This window comes from Labrenzia sp. C1B70 (assembly GCF_000475395.1).
Classification (GTDB): domain Bacteria; phylum Pseudomonadota; class Alphaproteobacteria; order Rhizobiales; family Stappiaceae; genus Roseibium; species Roseibium algicola.
Window position 1 is genome coordinate 592,692 of sequence record NZ_AXCE01000004.1, and the last position, 12,936, is coordinate 605,627.

Annotated in this window: 14 protein-coding genes; 9 read left to right on the plus strand and 5 right to left on the minus strand. The window is 58.7% G+C overall.

Annotated features, from left to right (window positions below; all coding sequences use genetic code 11):
* Positions 1-3: 3 nt before the first annotated feature.
* The gene (locus tag Q666_RS41045) at positions 4-1,026 is read left to right on the plus strand and encodes a substrate-binding domain-containing protein (RefSeq protein ID WP_286133941.1); all 1,023 of its coding nucleotides are present in this window, start codon (positions 4-6) and stop codon (positions 1,024-1,026) included.
* Positions 1,027-1,127: 101 nt separating this feature from the next.
* Here the strand turns inward: Q666_RS41045 and Q666_RS41050 are convergent, their stop codons facing one another.
* From Q666_RS41050 to Q666_RS41060, 3 genes are all read right to left on the minus strand, one after another.
* Positions 1,128-2,585 carry a PAS domain-containing methyl-accepting chemotaxis protein gene (locus Q666_RS41050; RefSeq protein WP_023002861.1) on the minus strand — a complete coding sequence of 486 codons (1,458 nt, stop codon included), beginning with the start codon at positions 2,583-2,585 and terminating at the stop codon, positions 1,128-1,130.
* 206 nt (positions 2,586-2,791) lie between these two features.
* Positions 2,792-3,634, minus strand: a complete 843-nt coding sequence (locus Q666_RS64735) for an HD domain-containing phosphohydrolase (RefSeq protein ID WP_161633278.1) — start codon at positions 3,632-3,634, stop codon at positions 2,792-2,794.
* 721 nt (positions 3,635-4,355) lie between these two features.
* On the minus strand, positions 4,356-5,996 hold the full coding sequence (locus tag Q666_RS41060; RefSeq protein WP_023002863.1) for a Cache 3/Cache 2 fusion domain-containing protein: 1,641 nt from the start codon (positions 5,994-5,996) through the stop codon (positions 4,356-4,358).
* A gap of 342 nt (positions 5,997-6,338) precedes the next feature.
* On the opposite strand from Q666_RS41060, the gene Q666_RS41065 reads away from it, so the two are divergent.
* The 7 genes from Q666_RS41065 (at position 6,339) to Q666_RS41095 (ending at position 10,758) form a co-directional block, all read left to right on the plus strand.
* Positions 6,339-7,373, plus strand: coding sequence for an iron ABC transporter substrate-binding protein (locus tag Q666_RS41065; protein ID WP_023002864.1), 1,035 nt, complete (start codon positions 6,339-6,341; stop codon positions 7,371-7,373).
* Positions 7,349-8,392, plus strand: coding sequence for an iron ABC transporter permease (locus Q666_RS41070; RefSeq protein WP_023002865.1), 1,044 nt, complete (start codon positions 7,349-7,351; stop codon positions 8,390-8,392). Before Q666_RS41065 ends, Q666_RS41070 begins: the two co-directional genes overlap by 25 nt.
* Complete coding sequence (locus Q666_RS41075) at positions 8,389-9,183, plus strand: ABC transporter ATP-binding protein (RefSeq protein WP_031270203.1); 795 nt, start codon at positions 8,389-8,391, stop codon at positions 9,181-9,183. The genes Q666_RS41070 and Q666_RS41075 overlap by 4 nt, the downstream gene beginning before the upstream one ends.
* A 60-nt stretch (positions 9,184-9,243) precedes the next feature.
* Positions 9,244-9,576, plus strand: a complete 333-nt coding sequence (locus tag Q666_RS41080; protein ID WP_023002867.1) for a metalloregulator ArsR/SmtB family transcription factor — start codon at positions 9,244-9,246, stop codon at positions 9,574-9,576.
* Positions 9,573-10,001: an SRPBCC domain-containing protein gene (locus tag Q666_RS41085; RefSeq protein ID WP_023002868.1), complete on the plus strand. Its 429-nt coding sequence runs from the start codon at positions 9,573-9,575 to the stop codon at positions 9,999-10,001. Before Q666_RS41080 ends, Q666_RS41085 begins: the two co-directional genes overlap by 4 nt.
* A gap of 20 nt (positions 10,002-10,021) precedes the next feature.
* Positions 10,022-10,435, plus strand: a complete 414-nt coding sequence (locus tag Q666_RS41090; protein WP_031270205.1) for a DUF1801 domain-containing protein — start codon at positions 10,022-10,024, stop codon at positions 10,433-10,435.
* Between the two features lie 110 nt (positions 10,436-10,545).
* Positions 10,546-10,758, plus strand: a complete 213-nt coding sequence (locus Q666_RS41095) for a hypothetical protein (RefSeq protein WP_023002870.1) — start codon at positions 10,546-10,548, stop codon at positions 10,756-10,758.
* A 77-nt stretch (positions 10,759-10,835) separates the two neighbouring features.
* Here Q666_RS41095 and Q666_RS41100 read toward each other — a convergent pair whose 3' ends face one another.
* Both Q666_RS41100 and Q666_RS41105 read right to left on the minus strand, forming a co-directional pair.
* Complete coding sequence (locus Q666_RS41100) at positions 10,836-11,336, minus strand: c-type cytochrome (protein ID WP_023002871.1); 501 nt, start codon at positions 11,334-11,336, stop codon at positions 10,836-10,838.
* Between the two features lie 9 nt (positions 11,337-11,345).
* Positions 11,346-11,804: a cupin domain-containing protein gene (locus Q666_RS41105; protein ID WP_023002872.1), complete on the minus strand. Its 459-nt coding sequence runs from the start codon at positions 11,802-11,804 to the stop codon at positions 11,346-11,348.
* 111 nt (positions 11,805-11,915) lie between these two features.
* Between Q666_RS41105 and Q666_RS41110 the strand changes: the two genes are divergently transcribed.
* A complete protein-coding gene (locus Q666_RS41110) occupies positions 11,916-12,908 on the plus strand; it encodes a LysR family transcriptional regulator (protein WP_023002873.1) in 993 nt (330 codons plus the stop codon).
* Positions 12,909-12,936 lie beyond the last annotated feature (28 nt).

Sequence of the window (12,936 nt, forward strand, 5' to 3'; positions counted from 1 at the left end):
TTCATGAAGCTGGCGGTTGCCGCCGGGATCGGGCTTTCCGGCGGAGCGGCTTTTGCAGCCGACATGCCGGCGCCGTTCGACAAGCCGGAAGAGGTCAAGATCGCGCTGGTGCGTTATCTGTCCACCGGTGACTTCTTCCAGTCCTATCTTTCGGGTGTTGAAAAGCAGTCAGCTGCCCTTGGCGTTGATCTGCGTGTTCTCGACAGCCGTCAGGATGCCGCCCTTCAGGCCGACATGGTCGACCAGGCCATCGCGCTTGGTGTCGACGGCATCATCATCCAGCACGGCCTGACCGAATCCATGAAGGCTGCTGCACAGCGCGCCGTCGATGCGGGCATCAAGGTTGTCGCCTTCGACGTCAACGTTGAAAACGATGCGATCCCACAGATCGAACAGTCCGACTACCTGCTCGGCAAGCTGGCACTGGAACAGGCGATCAAGGACAATGGCGACAGCTTTACCGCAGGCTATGTCTATGTGCCGGGCATCGCACCGCTGGACCGCCGCGACGTCGCCTGGAAGGAAGTCAAGGAAGCCAATCCGGGGATCACGGAAGCGGCCATGTTCGGCACGCTTGATAACCCGATTGCCAACTCCGTTGCCAACCAGGCCCGTTCGGTGCTGCAGGCCAACCCGAACATCAATGTCGTCTTTGCCCCTTACGATGAATTTGCCAAAGGCGTGAAGATCGCGGTCGATGAAGCCGGTCTCAACCAGGACATCGCCATTTATTCCGCAGACGTTTCCACGGCCGATATCTCCGCCATGCGCGAGCCGGATTCCGCCTGGGCGGCTACGGTCGCGACCAACCCGGCGGTTGTCGGTGAGGTCAGCGTGCGCACGCTGGCGCTGATGCTGGCAGGTGAAGACCCGGGCAAGCAGGTTGTCGTGCCGCCGACCCTGATCACCCAGGAGTTCCTGAACGAGCAGGACGTCAAGAACATGGAAGAGCTGGGCCAGAAGATGCCGCAGTTCCAGCATGCGGATGTTTCTGTTGCCGAGTGGATCCCGCTTCCGGCGCGCTAAGGCCAGGTTCAATAACCCGTCAAAAGAAAACCCGGTGCCTTGGCACCGGGTTTTTTTGTCTGGCAGGGACTGGGCGTGATGTCAGATCGTGCGTCCCTTGTTCACATCAGGGATTGCGAGGCCTGCTTAACGTTCTTGGTCGCGGCGTCTATCTGGGCAGTTGCCGAGGAGATCGACTGCATGTTGGAGGTGATCCGTTCCACGCCCTGGGCGGCCGAATGCATGTTGGAGGATATGTCATTCGTAACCGCCGACTGCTCCTCGACCGAGGATGCGATGCTGGCGGCGATGTCCCCGACGTTCTTGATGACCGCCAGGATCGACTCGATTGCGGCGACTGCCTGACCGGTCGTCTCCTGCATGGAGCCGATCTGATTGGAGATCTCTTCGGTTGCCTTGCTTGTCTGCGCGGCGAGGCTCTTCACTTCGGAGGCAACAACGGCGAAGCCCTTGCCGGCTTCCCCTGCTCTTGCTGCCTCGATGGTCGCGTTCAGGGCCAGGAGATTTGTCTGGTCGGCAATGCCGTCGATCAGTTCGATTACCGAACCGATCGTCTTTGCATCCTCAGACAGCCCGCTCATGATGTCACTGGACCGCTCGGCCTCGGTCGCAGCGCTTTGCGAAACTTCAAGCGCGGTCTGGACCTGGCGGCTGATTTCCTGAATCGAGGCAACGAGTTCTTCTGCCGCCGCCGCGACGGTCTGCACGCTGGAATAGGTCTGTTCGGACGCTGATGCGGAAGTTGTTGCCTGTTCCGTCGTGTTGGAAATGGCCGTGGCGATTTCGGACAGATCCTGGTCGATGCCCTGCTGAACGGTGGCGCGGCGACGTCTTTCGACGACTTGCGGAGTGCGGTCAGTCGCGAACTTCACGACCTTGAAGGGACGACCGGCGGAATCGAATATCGGATTGTAGGTTGCCTGGATCCAGACTTCGCGCCCACCATTGCCGATGCGCTTGAACTCACCCGCCTGAAATTTGCCTTCGGCGAGATTCTTCCAGAACTGCCGGTACTCCGTGCTCGCCGCATGGTCCTTTTCGACGAACATGCTGTGTTTACGGCCCTTGATTTCATCGAGGGAGTAACCCATCGCGGACAGGAAATTTTCGTTTGCGTCGAGGATCGTGCCGTCGAGGTCGAAATGGATCACGGCCTGCGACCGATTCATCGCTTCAACCTGACCTTCAAAATCGGCGCTCTTTTGCTTGCGCTCGGTGATGTCCGAGGCGATCTTGACTACCTTGACCACCTTGCCGGCGGTGTTGAGGATCGGGTTGTACGAAGCCTGGATCCAGACTTCCCGGCCACCCTTGCCGTAGCGCAGATATTCGGCGGTCTGAAATTCGCCTTGCGCCAGCTTTTTCCAGAAGGCCTTGTATTCTGCCGATGCCGCGTAGGCGGGGTCGACAAACATGCTGTGAGGTTTTCCCTGAACTTCATTGAGGGCGTAGCCCATCGCTTTCAGGAAATTGGGATTGGCAGTCAGGATCGTGCCTTCGGGTGTAAACTCGATGATGGCCTGCGAGCGGTTTAGCGCATCAAAGGCGGCTTTCCACATGTTCGACCCTGAAAACAGCACCTTGTTTACTCCCGGTTTTTGCCTCTGTAGGGGGAGATATTGTCGTAGGGGAAACTGAAGAAAGAGTTTCAATGACCGTTTCTAGTCGGACGATATAGCTATTTTTGACAACACAAATAGGTGATCGCGCAATCCTGAGACGGTGTCGAATTTAGCGCTGCAGCCTTGGGGTGTTTTCCCAGGTCTCAGGCCCTGGCCTGCCGCCGGACACGGCCGAATTCCGAGCTCAGCACCTGGGTTCTAAATTTTCGCAACAGGTCCATGTCGAGCTTGCCCTTCATCTCGAACATGATCGCAAAGGCCTGGCGCGGACTGAGGCTGTCCTTGTAGGCTCGTTTTTCGGTGAGGGCGGAATAGATGTCGCTGATCGTCAGAAGCCTGACCCTTTGCGAGATCTGATTGCCTTTGAGGCCATCCGGATACCCGGTTCCGTCCAGAAACTCATGGTGACACAGCGCCATCTCGACAACCTGCTTTGGAACTTCCTGGCGCGTTGCCAGCATCTCCCGGCTAAAGAGCGGATGTTTGTTGACAAGCTCACGTTCTTCCAGGGTCAGCCTGCCAGGCTTGTCCAGGATGGAAAGCGGGATCTTGACCTTGCCCAGGTCGTGCACCAGTGCACCCAGGCCGAGAATTGTCTGCTCCGCTTCGGAATGGCCGAGTGCACGCGAAAACGAAACGGTGTGCCCGGCGACCATCATCGTGTGGCAGAAGGTGTGGCTGTGGTGGCATTGAACCGCACTCAACCAACTGTCGAGACCGTCCGTCATGATGACCGAGGTGATGTCCTGGGCGTTGGTAGCCAGGAATTGCATGGGCAGGGGAGCGCCGGAAAGGGCTGCGGCCGACATCAGGTTCAAGCCCATGCTGGTGGTTTCAACCGACTTGACGATTTTCTCCGAGTACCGGCTGGGCAGCGTCGGTTTGGAATAGTCGCCCACCACTTCGCGTATTTTTTCGAACAGTGTCGCGAATTTTTCCTCGCGATCTATCAGATTGTAGAAGCCAAGCTCGCGCGCCTGCAGCACGCTCTGTCTGCTTTTTGTGTCAACGATGCCGAGCGCCGGCACGGATTGGCCGCTTCTCGAAAAATCTCGAAGTATTTTGATGTGGTCAGTGCCAAGGTCCAGAAAGTCGACAAGAAGCAGCGAGCGGGGCTTGATGTCCCTCAGGTTGGGGCGGGAGAAGGCAATTCGTTTTGTCGGGTAGAGGGTCGCGATTCTGGCGAAACGCGATGGAAAATTTCCGAAATCCACTGCCGCAACTAAAATTTGAACCATGATCGATTGGCATCTGAAACAATTTTGGTTGAAATCAAGGATTGTAGAAAAAACCTAAAAAAGGTTTAGTAAATCTGCCAAGTAAAAATACGCAGGATGCTGAGTAATTTTTGCTTCGGACACTTCCCTTTAACCGCCTGTGTAAATTGGCCTGCCTGTAAACGTTAAAGGCACTTGGTGAATAATCGAGTGCAGTGCAGCAAAGTTTTGGCTACGCGAAAAGTGCTGCGTGACGGTTGCAGGGCTGAAAGTCTCGCCTTTTCAGGTGCTCGACGTTTCCTGCGCTCACCAACGTGCCGGGCGAGCTGGCCTGTGCGGTCTCTGGATGAACGTGGTTGGAGGCTGATTGCCGTGACGCGGGGCTCTGATGCCGGGTGTGTTCTGAGCGAAAACCGGATGCCGAAAACGAAAGAGGCGCGGACGATGTCCGCGCCTTCCTGACAAGATAATTTGTCGTTGGTTGGTTGCCTCAGGCGGCGGCCACACCGTTCAGGAATGTTTCCACTTCCTGTTTCAGCTCTTCCGTGCGCGAAGACAGCATTTCCGATGCGTCCAGAACCGATTGGGAAGCCTGCGACGTCTGATTGACCGCACTGGAAAGGTCGGACATGCAGGACGACACGAAGGTGGTGCCTTCGGCGGCATTCTGGGCGTTCTGCGAAATCTCGCCGGTGGCCGAGCCCTGCTGGCTCACGGCTGCCGCGATGGTGCTGGTGTAGGAATTCACCTCTTCCATGATCTTGGTGATTTCCGCGATCGCACCGACCGAGTCCTTGGTCGCATCCTGAATGGCGGTGATCTGGGCGCTGATTTCCTCGGTTGCCTTGGAGGTCTGGGTGGCCAGTTCCTTCACTTCCGCTGCGACGACCGCGAAGCCCTTGCCGGCTTCCCCGGCGCGTGCCGCTTCGATGGTGGCATTGAGGGCCAGCAGGTTGGTCTGCTCGGCGATCGCCTGGATAAGGGTTACCACTTCGCCGATCTTGGAGGCGGAGGCTGCAAGGCCTTCCACCTTTTCGTTGGTCATGCGGGTGCCTTCGGTTGCCCGGCCAACAACTTCTGTCGTCTGGGCCACCTGGCGGGAAATTTCGCTGATGGACGCGGAGAGTTCTTCCGCGGCACTGGCCACGGTCTGAACGCTCGATGTTGCTTCATCGGCGGAGTTCAAGGTTTCCGTCGCGCTTGAGGCGCTCTGGCCGGACAGGTCGGAGAGGTGTCCCGCGGTGCCTTCCAGGCCATGAACGGTTTCGTTGACCGAGTTGAGCACGTTGGAGACATTGGTCCGGAAGGTTTCGATCAGACCCTGAACACGGTTCTGGCGGTCGATCGCAGCGGCTTCGGACGTGCGCTGGTGCTCGGTCAGTTCGATCCGCTCGACGGCCCTGTCACGCAGGGTGCTGACGGCCTGGGCAAGCGTGCCGATCTGGTCGGAGCGTTCCTTGAAGGGGACTTCGTCTGCGAGATTGTCCTGCGCAATCTGGTCCGTGATTTCCGCAAGGCGTGTAATCGGACGCAGCTGGCGGCGAATTGCGAGGATCAGAAGGACCACCGAAACGGCGACGACCGGCAGCACCAGCATCGCGTAGCGGCTGGTCAGTTCCCATGCGTTGGCTTCGACTGCGGCCTTTTCCACGCCGGCATAAAGGATGCCGAGAATATCGCCCTTGGATGAGAAGATCGGCTGGTAAACCGTGAAGTAGTCCTTGCCGAGAATGGTGGCCTGCCCGTGAAAGGTCTTGCCCTGGGTAACGACAGGATAAACCGCGCCGTTCTGGCCGAGTTGGGTTCCGACGGCACGCTTGCCGTCACCCTTGATGATGTTGGTGGTCTTGCGCCAGAAATCCTTCGTTTCCGGATCCCAGGCAAAAACAGTCGCGGTTTCACCTGTCATGCGCCCGACGGCGTCGATCATGTCATGGTTTTCGAACACCGGCATTTCGGCCAGTTCGATCCGCTTGACGTTGTTGTTCGCGTCCCAGCTGACCTTTGCACCGTCGATGCGGTCCTGAAACAGCGTCGCTGCCACGCGAAGGTTGATATCCTGTTTGACGAGGGCACGGTCCTCAGCCTGGCCAAGGGCGACCTGATACAGGATAAAGCCCACAACAATCATCGATATTCCAAGCACGCTGGCAGAAATAATTGCGAGCGTCGAAGTCACGCTTAATCGGGACAAGAACTTCTTCATCATTTCCCCCAAGGTCATAATTGGGATCATCTTTGTCGATTTGCGTAAATTAAGAATGAAAGAAAATTCGCGTCAAAATAGCAGTGATAATCACAGTTTAGTGAGCGTTTCATAGTTCCGTGAAAGGGCTGCAGTTTATGTTGTTTTTGTGTATTTTCTCCGCATGATCCATCACTGTACTGATGGAGTTTCTGCCTTGTCGCTTTCCTGAAGCTGAACTGAAATAAGCAGAAACCCTCGGTCAGTTAAAAGAATGCTGGAGGAAACATGACGCGCCTGGCCGCTATTTGCCTTTTCCTGCTTTGCATTTCGGGGACGTCCGTCCTGGCGCGAAGCGTTACCGATTCCGCGGGTCGTACGGTCGAGATCCCGGATACGGTGACCCGAGTGTTCGCTGCCGGGCCTCCGGCGTCCATTCTCGTCTATGCGCTCAAACCGGAAGCGCTGCTCGGCTGGCCGAGAGCGCTTCGGGACTACGAGAAGCCATTCATCGCCGAAGCCTTTCGGGACCTGCCCGAGACCGGCCGGCTGACCGGACGCGGCGGGGAGGCAAACCTGGAGCGGGTTCTTGCCCTGAAACCCGATCTGATCATCGATTTCGGGTCCGTCCGCGATACCTATATCGATCTTGCCGACCGTGTGCAGGAACAGACAGGGATTCCCTATCTCCTGGTCAACGGCCGGTTCGATGAAATCGCCGGCGCGTTGCGTCTTGTGGGCGAGGCGCTTGGCGTTCCGGAACGTGGAGATCTTCTGGCCGCAGATGTCGAGGCAACCTTCACCGCGCTGACGTCGGCACTCGGTGCCGTGCCCGAGGGGGACAGGCCGCGTGTCTACCTCGCCCGTGGGGCGGATGGACTTGAAACAGGCCTGAAAGGCTCGATCAACACCGAAATCATCGAAAAGGCCGGTGGGCGCAACGTTGCCGATGTGCCCGGGCAATACGGACTGGTGCAGGCAAGTCCCGAGCAGATTATCGTTGCCAACCCGGACACAATCGTGACGTGGGATCGTAGCTTCTATGAAGCTGTCTGGCAGGATCCCTTGTGGCAAGGCATTGCCGCGGTGCGTGAAGGCCGGGTTTTCCTGTCGCCAACGGCCCCTTTCGGCTGGATCGACAGGCCGCCGTCCGTCAATCGGATGATGGGTTTGAAATGGCTTGCAGGCCTATTCTATCCCGAACTCTGGGATGGGGAGCTGCGTCAGGAAACCGCCGACTTCTATAAGTTGTGGTATCATGTGGACCTGAGTGAAGCAGAGCTCGACACTCTGCTGGAATGGGCAAAGGGGCGGGCTCCCTGACCGGCAAATCTACTCCTTTCGCGCGTTCCGGCTTGTTCGTATGGCTCGGCCTCGCGCTTGTTCTTGGCAGTTTCGCGGCTCTTCTGATCGGTCCGTTTCCGCTTACGCCGTCCGAGGCCGTCGGTGTGCTGGCGCGCGTCGTATCCGGCGCACAGCCTTCGGGAACGCAGGACACGGTGCTGCTGTCGATCCGTCTGCCAAGGGTGGTTGCCGCGCTGCTGGTCGGCGCTTCGCTTGCTGCAGCCGGTGCATGTTACCAGACCCTTTTCCGCAATCCGCTGGTGTCACCGGATATTCTCGGTGTTTCTGCCGGCGCGGGGCTCGGGGCCGTGCTTGGCATCTTCCTGTCGCTTCCTGTCGCGGCAATCCAGCTGATGGGTTTTGCCGGCGGTCTTGCCGCTGTTGCTCTCGTCGGTTTTGTTGCCGCGACGGTGCGCGGTGGAGACAGCACGCTTGTCCTCGTGCTTGCAGGCGTCGTCGTCGGTGCTTTGGCGGGGGCGGCGACATCCTTGCTGAAAGTGCTGGCAGATCCTTATGACCAGCTTCCGGCGATCACTTTCTGGTTGCTGGGCAGTCTGGCAGGCGTGAAGGCCGGCGATATCCTGCCGGCGGTACCTGCAGTTCTGTTCGGCCTTGTCCCGCTGTTCCTGTTGCGCTGGCGGATCAACGTCCTGTCTCTGGGGGATGAAGAAGCGAAGGCGCTCGGTGTGGAGGCCGGTCGGCTGCGGCTCGTTGTCATTTTCTGCGCGACCTTGATCACCGCAAGCGTCGTCGCCATTGCCGGTGTCGTTGGCTGGGTGGGGCTGGTGATACCGCATATCGCCCGGATGATCGTTGGCCCTGGTTTCGGGCGCCTGTTGCCGGCAGCAGCCTTGCTTGGTGCGGGATACCTTCTTGCAGTCGACACGCTGGCACGCACGCTTTCGGGAACCGAAGTCCCGCTCGGCATTCTGACCGCCGTTGTCGGTGCGCCATTTTTCCTGTGGCTGCTTGCCAGGGGGAGGCGGGCATGGGCGTGAAGCTCAGGGCTGAAAACCTGTCCATCGGCTATCCGGGCCACGATGTCGGGAGCGAGTTGAACCTGACCGCTTCCTCTGGCGACGTCTATTGCCTGCTTGGGCCCAACGGGTCCGGCAAGACCACTCTTTTCAAGACGCTTCTGGGGCTGCTGCCGGCGCGTGGCGGCACGGTGCTGGTGGAAGGACGGCCGCTGAAGTCGCTGTCCCGTGCGGATATCGCGACGCGGATCGCCTACGTTCCACAGGCACACGCCGCGCCCTTTGCTTTTCCGGTTCTGGAAGTCGTGTTGATGGGCCGAACCGCAAAACTGCGTGCCTTTCAGCAGCCCGGCCCGCGTGACAGGGACGTCGCGTTGGCGGCGCTGGAAAGGCTCGGTATCGGGGAACTCGCCGGTGCAGACTATACGCGGCTTTCCGGTGGACAGAGGCAACTGGTGCTGATCGCCAGGGCACTTGCGCAGGAAACACGTGTCCTCGTGATGGATGAGCCGACAGCCAGTCTCGATTTCGGGAATCAGGCACTGGTGCTTTCCGAAGTTGCGGGTCTTGCGGCGGACGGCCTGACTGTTGTCCTGTCGACCCACGACCCTGATCACGCCTTTGCAATCGGAACCAGGGTGGCCTTGCTTCACGATGGTCGCATCAAGACGGATGGCCCTCCAAAGGAAGTGCTGACAAGCGCTGCTCTTTGCAAAGTCTATGGTGTCGTTGTGCGGATCGAACAGTTCGCCGATGGCCGCACCGTCTGCCTGCCGTCACTTGCGCGCAAGCGGGAAGCGGTGCAGGTCTGAATTGTGCCTTGACTCATTCATAACTTCGAGGTTATCAATCAAATCAATAACCGTGGAGTTATGAATTTGAGTGAGCCAACACCTGACCTTCTGTTTCGGACGCTGGCAGACCCGACCCGGCGGGCGTTGTTCGAGCGGCTTTGCCGAGAGGGCGAGCTGACGGTGCGGGTGTTGACCGACCAGGCCGGTGTCTCCCAGCCCGCAGTTTCCAAACATCTTGGCGTCCTGAAGGAGGCCGGGCTTGTCACGGACCGCCAGGAGGGCAGGCAGTCGCACTATAGCGCCAGGCCCGGAGCGCTCGCACCACTGGTCGACTGGACTCAGCGCATGAACGTGTTCTGGGAACGCCGGTTCGACGATCTGGAAGACCTTTTGAGAAGAATGGACCAATGAGTTTCTCGGACGAAGATACCCTTGCTGTTGTCGTGGAACGGGAAATTCCCTTTCCCGCGGAAAAGATCTGGCGCGCGTTGACCCAGCCCCACCTGATCGAGGAATGGCTCATGAAAAATGCCTTCAAACCGGTTGTCGGCCACCGCTTCGACCTGAGTGCCGACTGGGGAATGGTCGATTGCGAAGTCCAGTCGATCGAGCCGCATAAAGCGCTGGCCTACAGCTGGAACACCAAGGATCTTCGAAGCACCGTGACCTGGACATTGACCCCGACGGATAACGGCACCCTTCTGCGTATGGAGCAAATCGGCTTCACGCAGGAACAGCTGCCCTACTATCGCGGTGCAAGCGCCGCCTGGCCCCGCTTCATGGAAGCGCTGGAAAGCGTTGTTGCGCGGCTGGACGATGCCGGCAAAGACGCCTGATAACCGCAAGGAAGACGACCATGGACAATCAAATGTCCCCCGCGCAGCAGATTGACGCCAGGATCGCAGAACTTGACGACTGGCGTGGACGCACACTGGCGCGGATGCGCGCCCTCATTCACGATGCGGTTCCCGAAGTCGAGGAAGCCTGGAAATGGCGCGGTGTTCCCGTCTGGGAAAAGGACGGCATCATCTGCACCGGCGAGACTTACAAGAAAGCCGTGAAGCTGACGTTCGCAAAAGGCGCGTCACTTGATGATCCGGCTGGTCTCTTCAATTCCAGCCTGGACGGCAACGTGCGCCGGGCAATCGACCTGTTCGAGGATGCAGACATCGATGAAGCGGCGCTGAAAGCCCTCGTTTGTGCAGCCGCCGAGCAGAATGCCGCTGCCTCGGCCGCCAGGAAAACGCGCAGGAAATCAGCCAAGGTCTGACAGTCCGCACGCGGCGGCCTGAGCGCACCCCCCCCCAACTCTCAAGAACCCTTTGCTGACGGATCTTTCCGGCAGACGGGATCTTGCGTCGTGATCACCAGGAGCAAATCATGAATTGGAACAAGATCATCCGTCAGCTGCACCGCTGGCTGTCCATAGCCTTTACGCTGGCCGTGGTTGTCAATCTGGCTGCCATGGGGCAGTCCGAGCCGGCACTCTGGATCGGTTTACTTGCGTTGGTGCCATTGATCTTCTTGCTGGTATCGGGACTTTACCTTTTTGCCCTGCCTTATGCCGAAAGGTGGCGTCGGCAGGCACGGTAACGGGCAGTCGATTGGAGGATAGCCCGAATTCGGCTTCCAGGCGCCGTTGGCCGTCAGGCCAACGGCATTGGTGTGCCCTATCCTGGAAACTTTATCGTGAAATAGGGGGCAGGGGCGTTTTCCCCCGGCGCAATCAACCCTGGAACGGGATTGTCATCCGGTGTCAGGGACTGCAGGTAGCTCGCAATAGCTTCGGCGTCCTGTGTGGTCAGTCCGGCGTACGCAGGCCAGGGCATAACGGGAATGAGCAACCGTCCGTCTGGTCGAACGCCGGTCGTCAGGGCCGTTACAATTTCTTCCGTACTCCAGGATCCCGCACCGCCATTGGCAGGCGTGAGGTTCGGGCCCCAGACAATACCTGCCTGCGGAATTTCAAAGCCGACATTGCCGCCGATGAGCCCGGCTTCGGGCATTGGCGCACCGTTCGGTCCGCGCGGACTGTGACAATCGGCGCAAGCCATGATCCGGGCAAGGTAGGCTCCACGTGCAGCCTTGTTCTCATCCGCGGACACGGATCCTGAAAAGGCCGCGAGCACGGCAAAAGCCAGAATGGTTCTCTGGAAGACCAAGCAGATCATTGCCACCTCCTAAGCCGCAGCCTGACCTGGAAGCATTTCCAGGCCGTAGTCGGGAGCAAGTTCCATGAAACGTTCTGCACCTTGCGTGCCAGCTTCGGCAGCGCGTGCGAACATCGTTTCGAACCCGCCGGGCGTAACGGTCACATCGAGCCAACCCTCGACATCGCCGACATTGCGAAACGCATGCGGGACACCGCGCGGCAGGACGACGACATCACCTGGATGGACGTCGAAGACTTCATCGGCGCACCAGATGCGGAAATGACCTTCGCGGACATTGAACATCTCGTCTTCCTTGTGATGGATGTGCAGGGGGACACCTTCTCCGGGCGGAACGATTTCCTCAAAAAATCCAAGCCGTCCACCGGTATCGGCACTCCGCACCCTTAAGCGGCGGAAGCCGAGTATTTCGTTTTCGCAAGCGTCCCGGTGCGCCGCGATTGCGGCTGCATTAAAAATTGCTGTCATAATGGGTCTCCTCAAGCCGCAAACTGCGGCGAGGCCAAAAAATACGACTTTCCCGAAATTGCGGAAGTGGCGATACTCCGGACAGTTTGTCCGGTTTCACAGGACGTTCGCATGGCACTCTTTGATGCAATCGAGATCTTCGCCAGGGTGGTTGAAGCCGGAAACATTACCCGGGCCGCCGAGCAGCTCGGCTTGTCCAAATCCCGTGTCAGCGAATGTGTCATTGCCCTGGAAAAACGTCTGGGGGTACGCCTTCTCGACCGGACCACCCGTCACGTTTCTCCAACCGAAGCCGGTGTGATTTTCTACCAGCGCTGTACCCGTGCACTGGAAGAGGCACACGCGGGTGTAACTGAAGTGATGGCGTATCAGGAAACTCCAGTTGGCCATATGCGGATCGGTGCGCCTGAAGCTTTTGCTGACCGGTTTATCATTCCGGCACTCGGGTCTTTTCTTGCAGAGAATCCGCAAGTGACAGCAGAAATCGTCGAAGACATGCGCATGGTCAACCTCGTTGAGCAGCGTCTCGACCTGTCGATAAGGATCGTGCGTGAACCGGAGCCTGCGACGATTGTCCGTAAACTCGGCATGTCTGAGATCCTCGTCTGTGCCGCACCGGACTACATCGCAAGGCATGGGGTGCCGCAACATCCCGTCGACATTCCGGACCACAAGTGCATCGGGTTCGCTGCGCTCTACTGGGCACGGGAATGGCCGTTCTTGTCGCCTCAGAAACACACCGTTTCACTGTCTCCCGTGATGATTTGCAACAGCACGGCATCGCTACGGGCAGCGGTCGTGTCGGGTATCGGCCTGGCGGCACTCCCCCGTTGGGCGGTTGCCACTGAACTGAATGAGGGGGCCCTGGTCAGGGTGATGCGGGACTGGACGCTACCTGAAAGCGGCATCTATGCCGTCTATCCTTCAAACCGACTGGTGACGGCGAAGGTGCGCCGCTTTGTCGTTCACCTGGCGCCGATCCTGCGCAAAAGTCTAAGCGACATGCCGGACATGGACGTAGCGCAAGATGGATGTCCCGCAGATGGCGTAAATGTGATTTCGGATGGTTCGCGCCCCGACGAACAGGCCGCCAGTTTGCGTTGATCTGCGCGCATTACCGTTCGGTTTTGGC

Bases quoted from the DNA above. Each gene is read 5' to 3' on its own strand.
- Q666_RS41060 (WP_023002863.1), bottom strand. From the start codon at position 5,996: ATGATTGTTGTGGGCTTTATCCTGTATCAGGTCGCCCTTGGCCAGGCT.
- Q666_RS41080 (WP_023002867.1), top strand. From the start codon at position 9,244: ATGAATTTGAGTGAGCCAACACCTGACCTTCTGTTTCGGACGCTGGCA.
- Q666_RS41065 (WP_023002864.1), top strand. From the start codon at position 6,339: ATGACGCGCCTGGCCGCTATTTGCCTTTTCCTGCTTTGCATTTCGGGG.
- Q666_RS41045 (WP_286133941.1), top strand. From the start codon at position 4: ATGAAGCTGGCGGTTGCCGCCGGGATCGGGCTTTCCGGCGGAGCGGCT.
- Q666_RS41110 (WP_023002873.1), top strand. From the start codon at position 11,916: ATGGCACTCTTTGATGCAATCGAGATCTTCGCCAGGGTGGTTGAAGCC.
- Q666_RS41095 (WP_023002870.1), top strand. From the start codon at position 10,546: ATGAATTGGAACAAGATCATCCGTCAGCTGCACCGCTGGCTGTCCATA.
- Q666_RS41090 (WP_031270205.1), top strand. From the start codon at position 10,022: ATGGACAATCAAATGTCCCCCGCGCAGCAGATTGACGCCAGGATCGCA.
- Q666_RS41100 (WP_023002871.1), bottom strand. From the start codon at position 11,336: ATGATCTGCTTGGTCTTCCAGAGAACCATTCTGGCTTTTGCCGTGCTC.
- Q666_RS41105 (WP_023002872.1), bottom strand. From the start codon at position 11,804: ATGACAGCAATTTTTAATGCAGCCGCAATCGCGGCGCACCGGGACGCT.
- Q666_RS41050 (WP_023002861.1), bottom strand. From the start codon at position 2,585: ATGTGGAAAGCCGCCTTTGATGCGCTAAACCGCTCGCAGGCCATCATC.
- Q666_RS41070 (WP_023002865.1), top strand. From the start codon at position 7,349: ATGGGCAAAGGGGCGGGCTCCCTGACCGGCAAATCTACTCCTTTCGCG.
- Q666_RS41085 (WP_023002868.1), top strand. From the start codon at position 9,573: ATGAGTTTCTCGGACGAAGATACCCTTGCTGTTGTCGTGGAACGGGAA.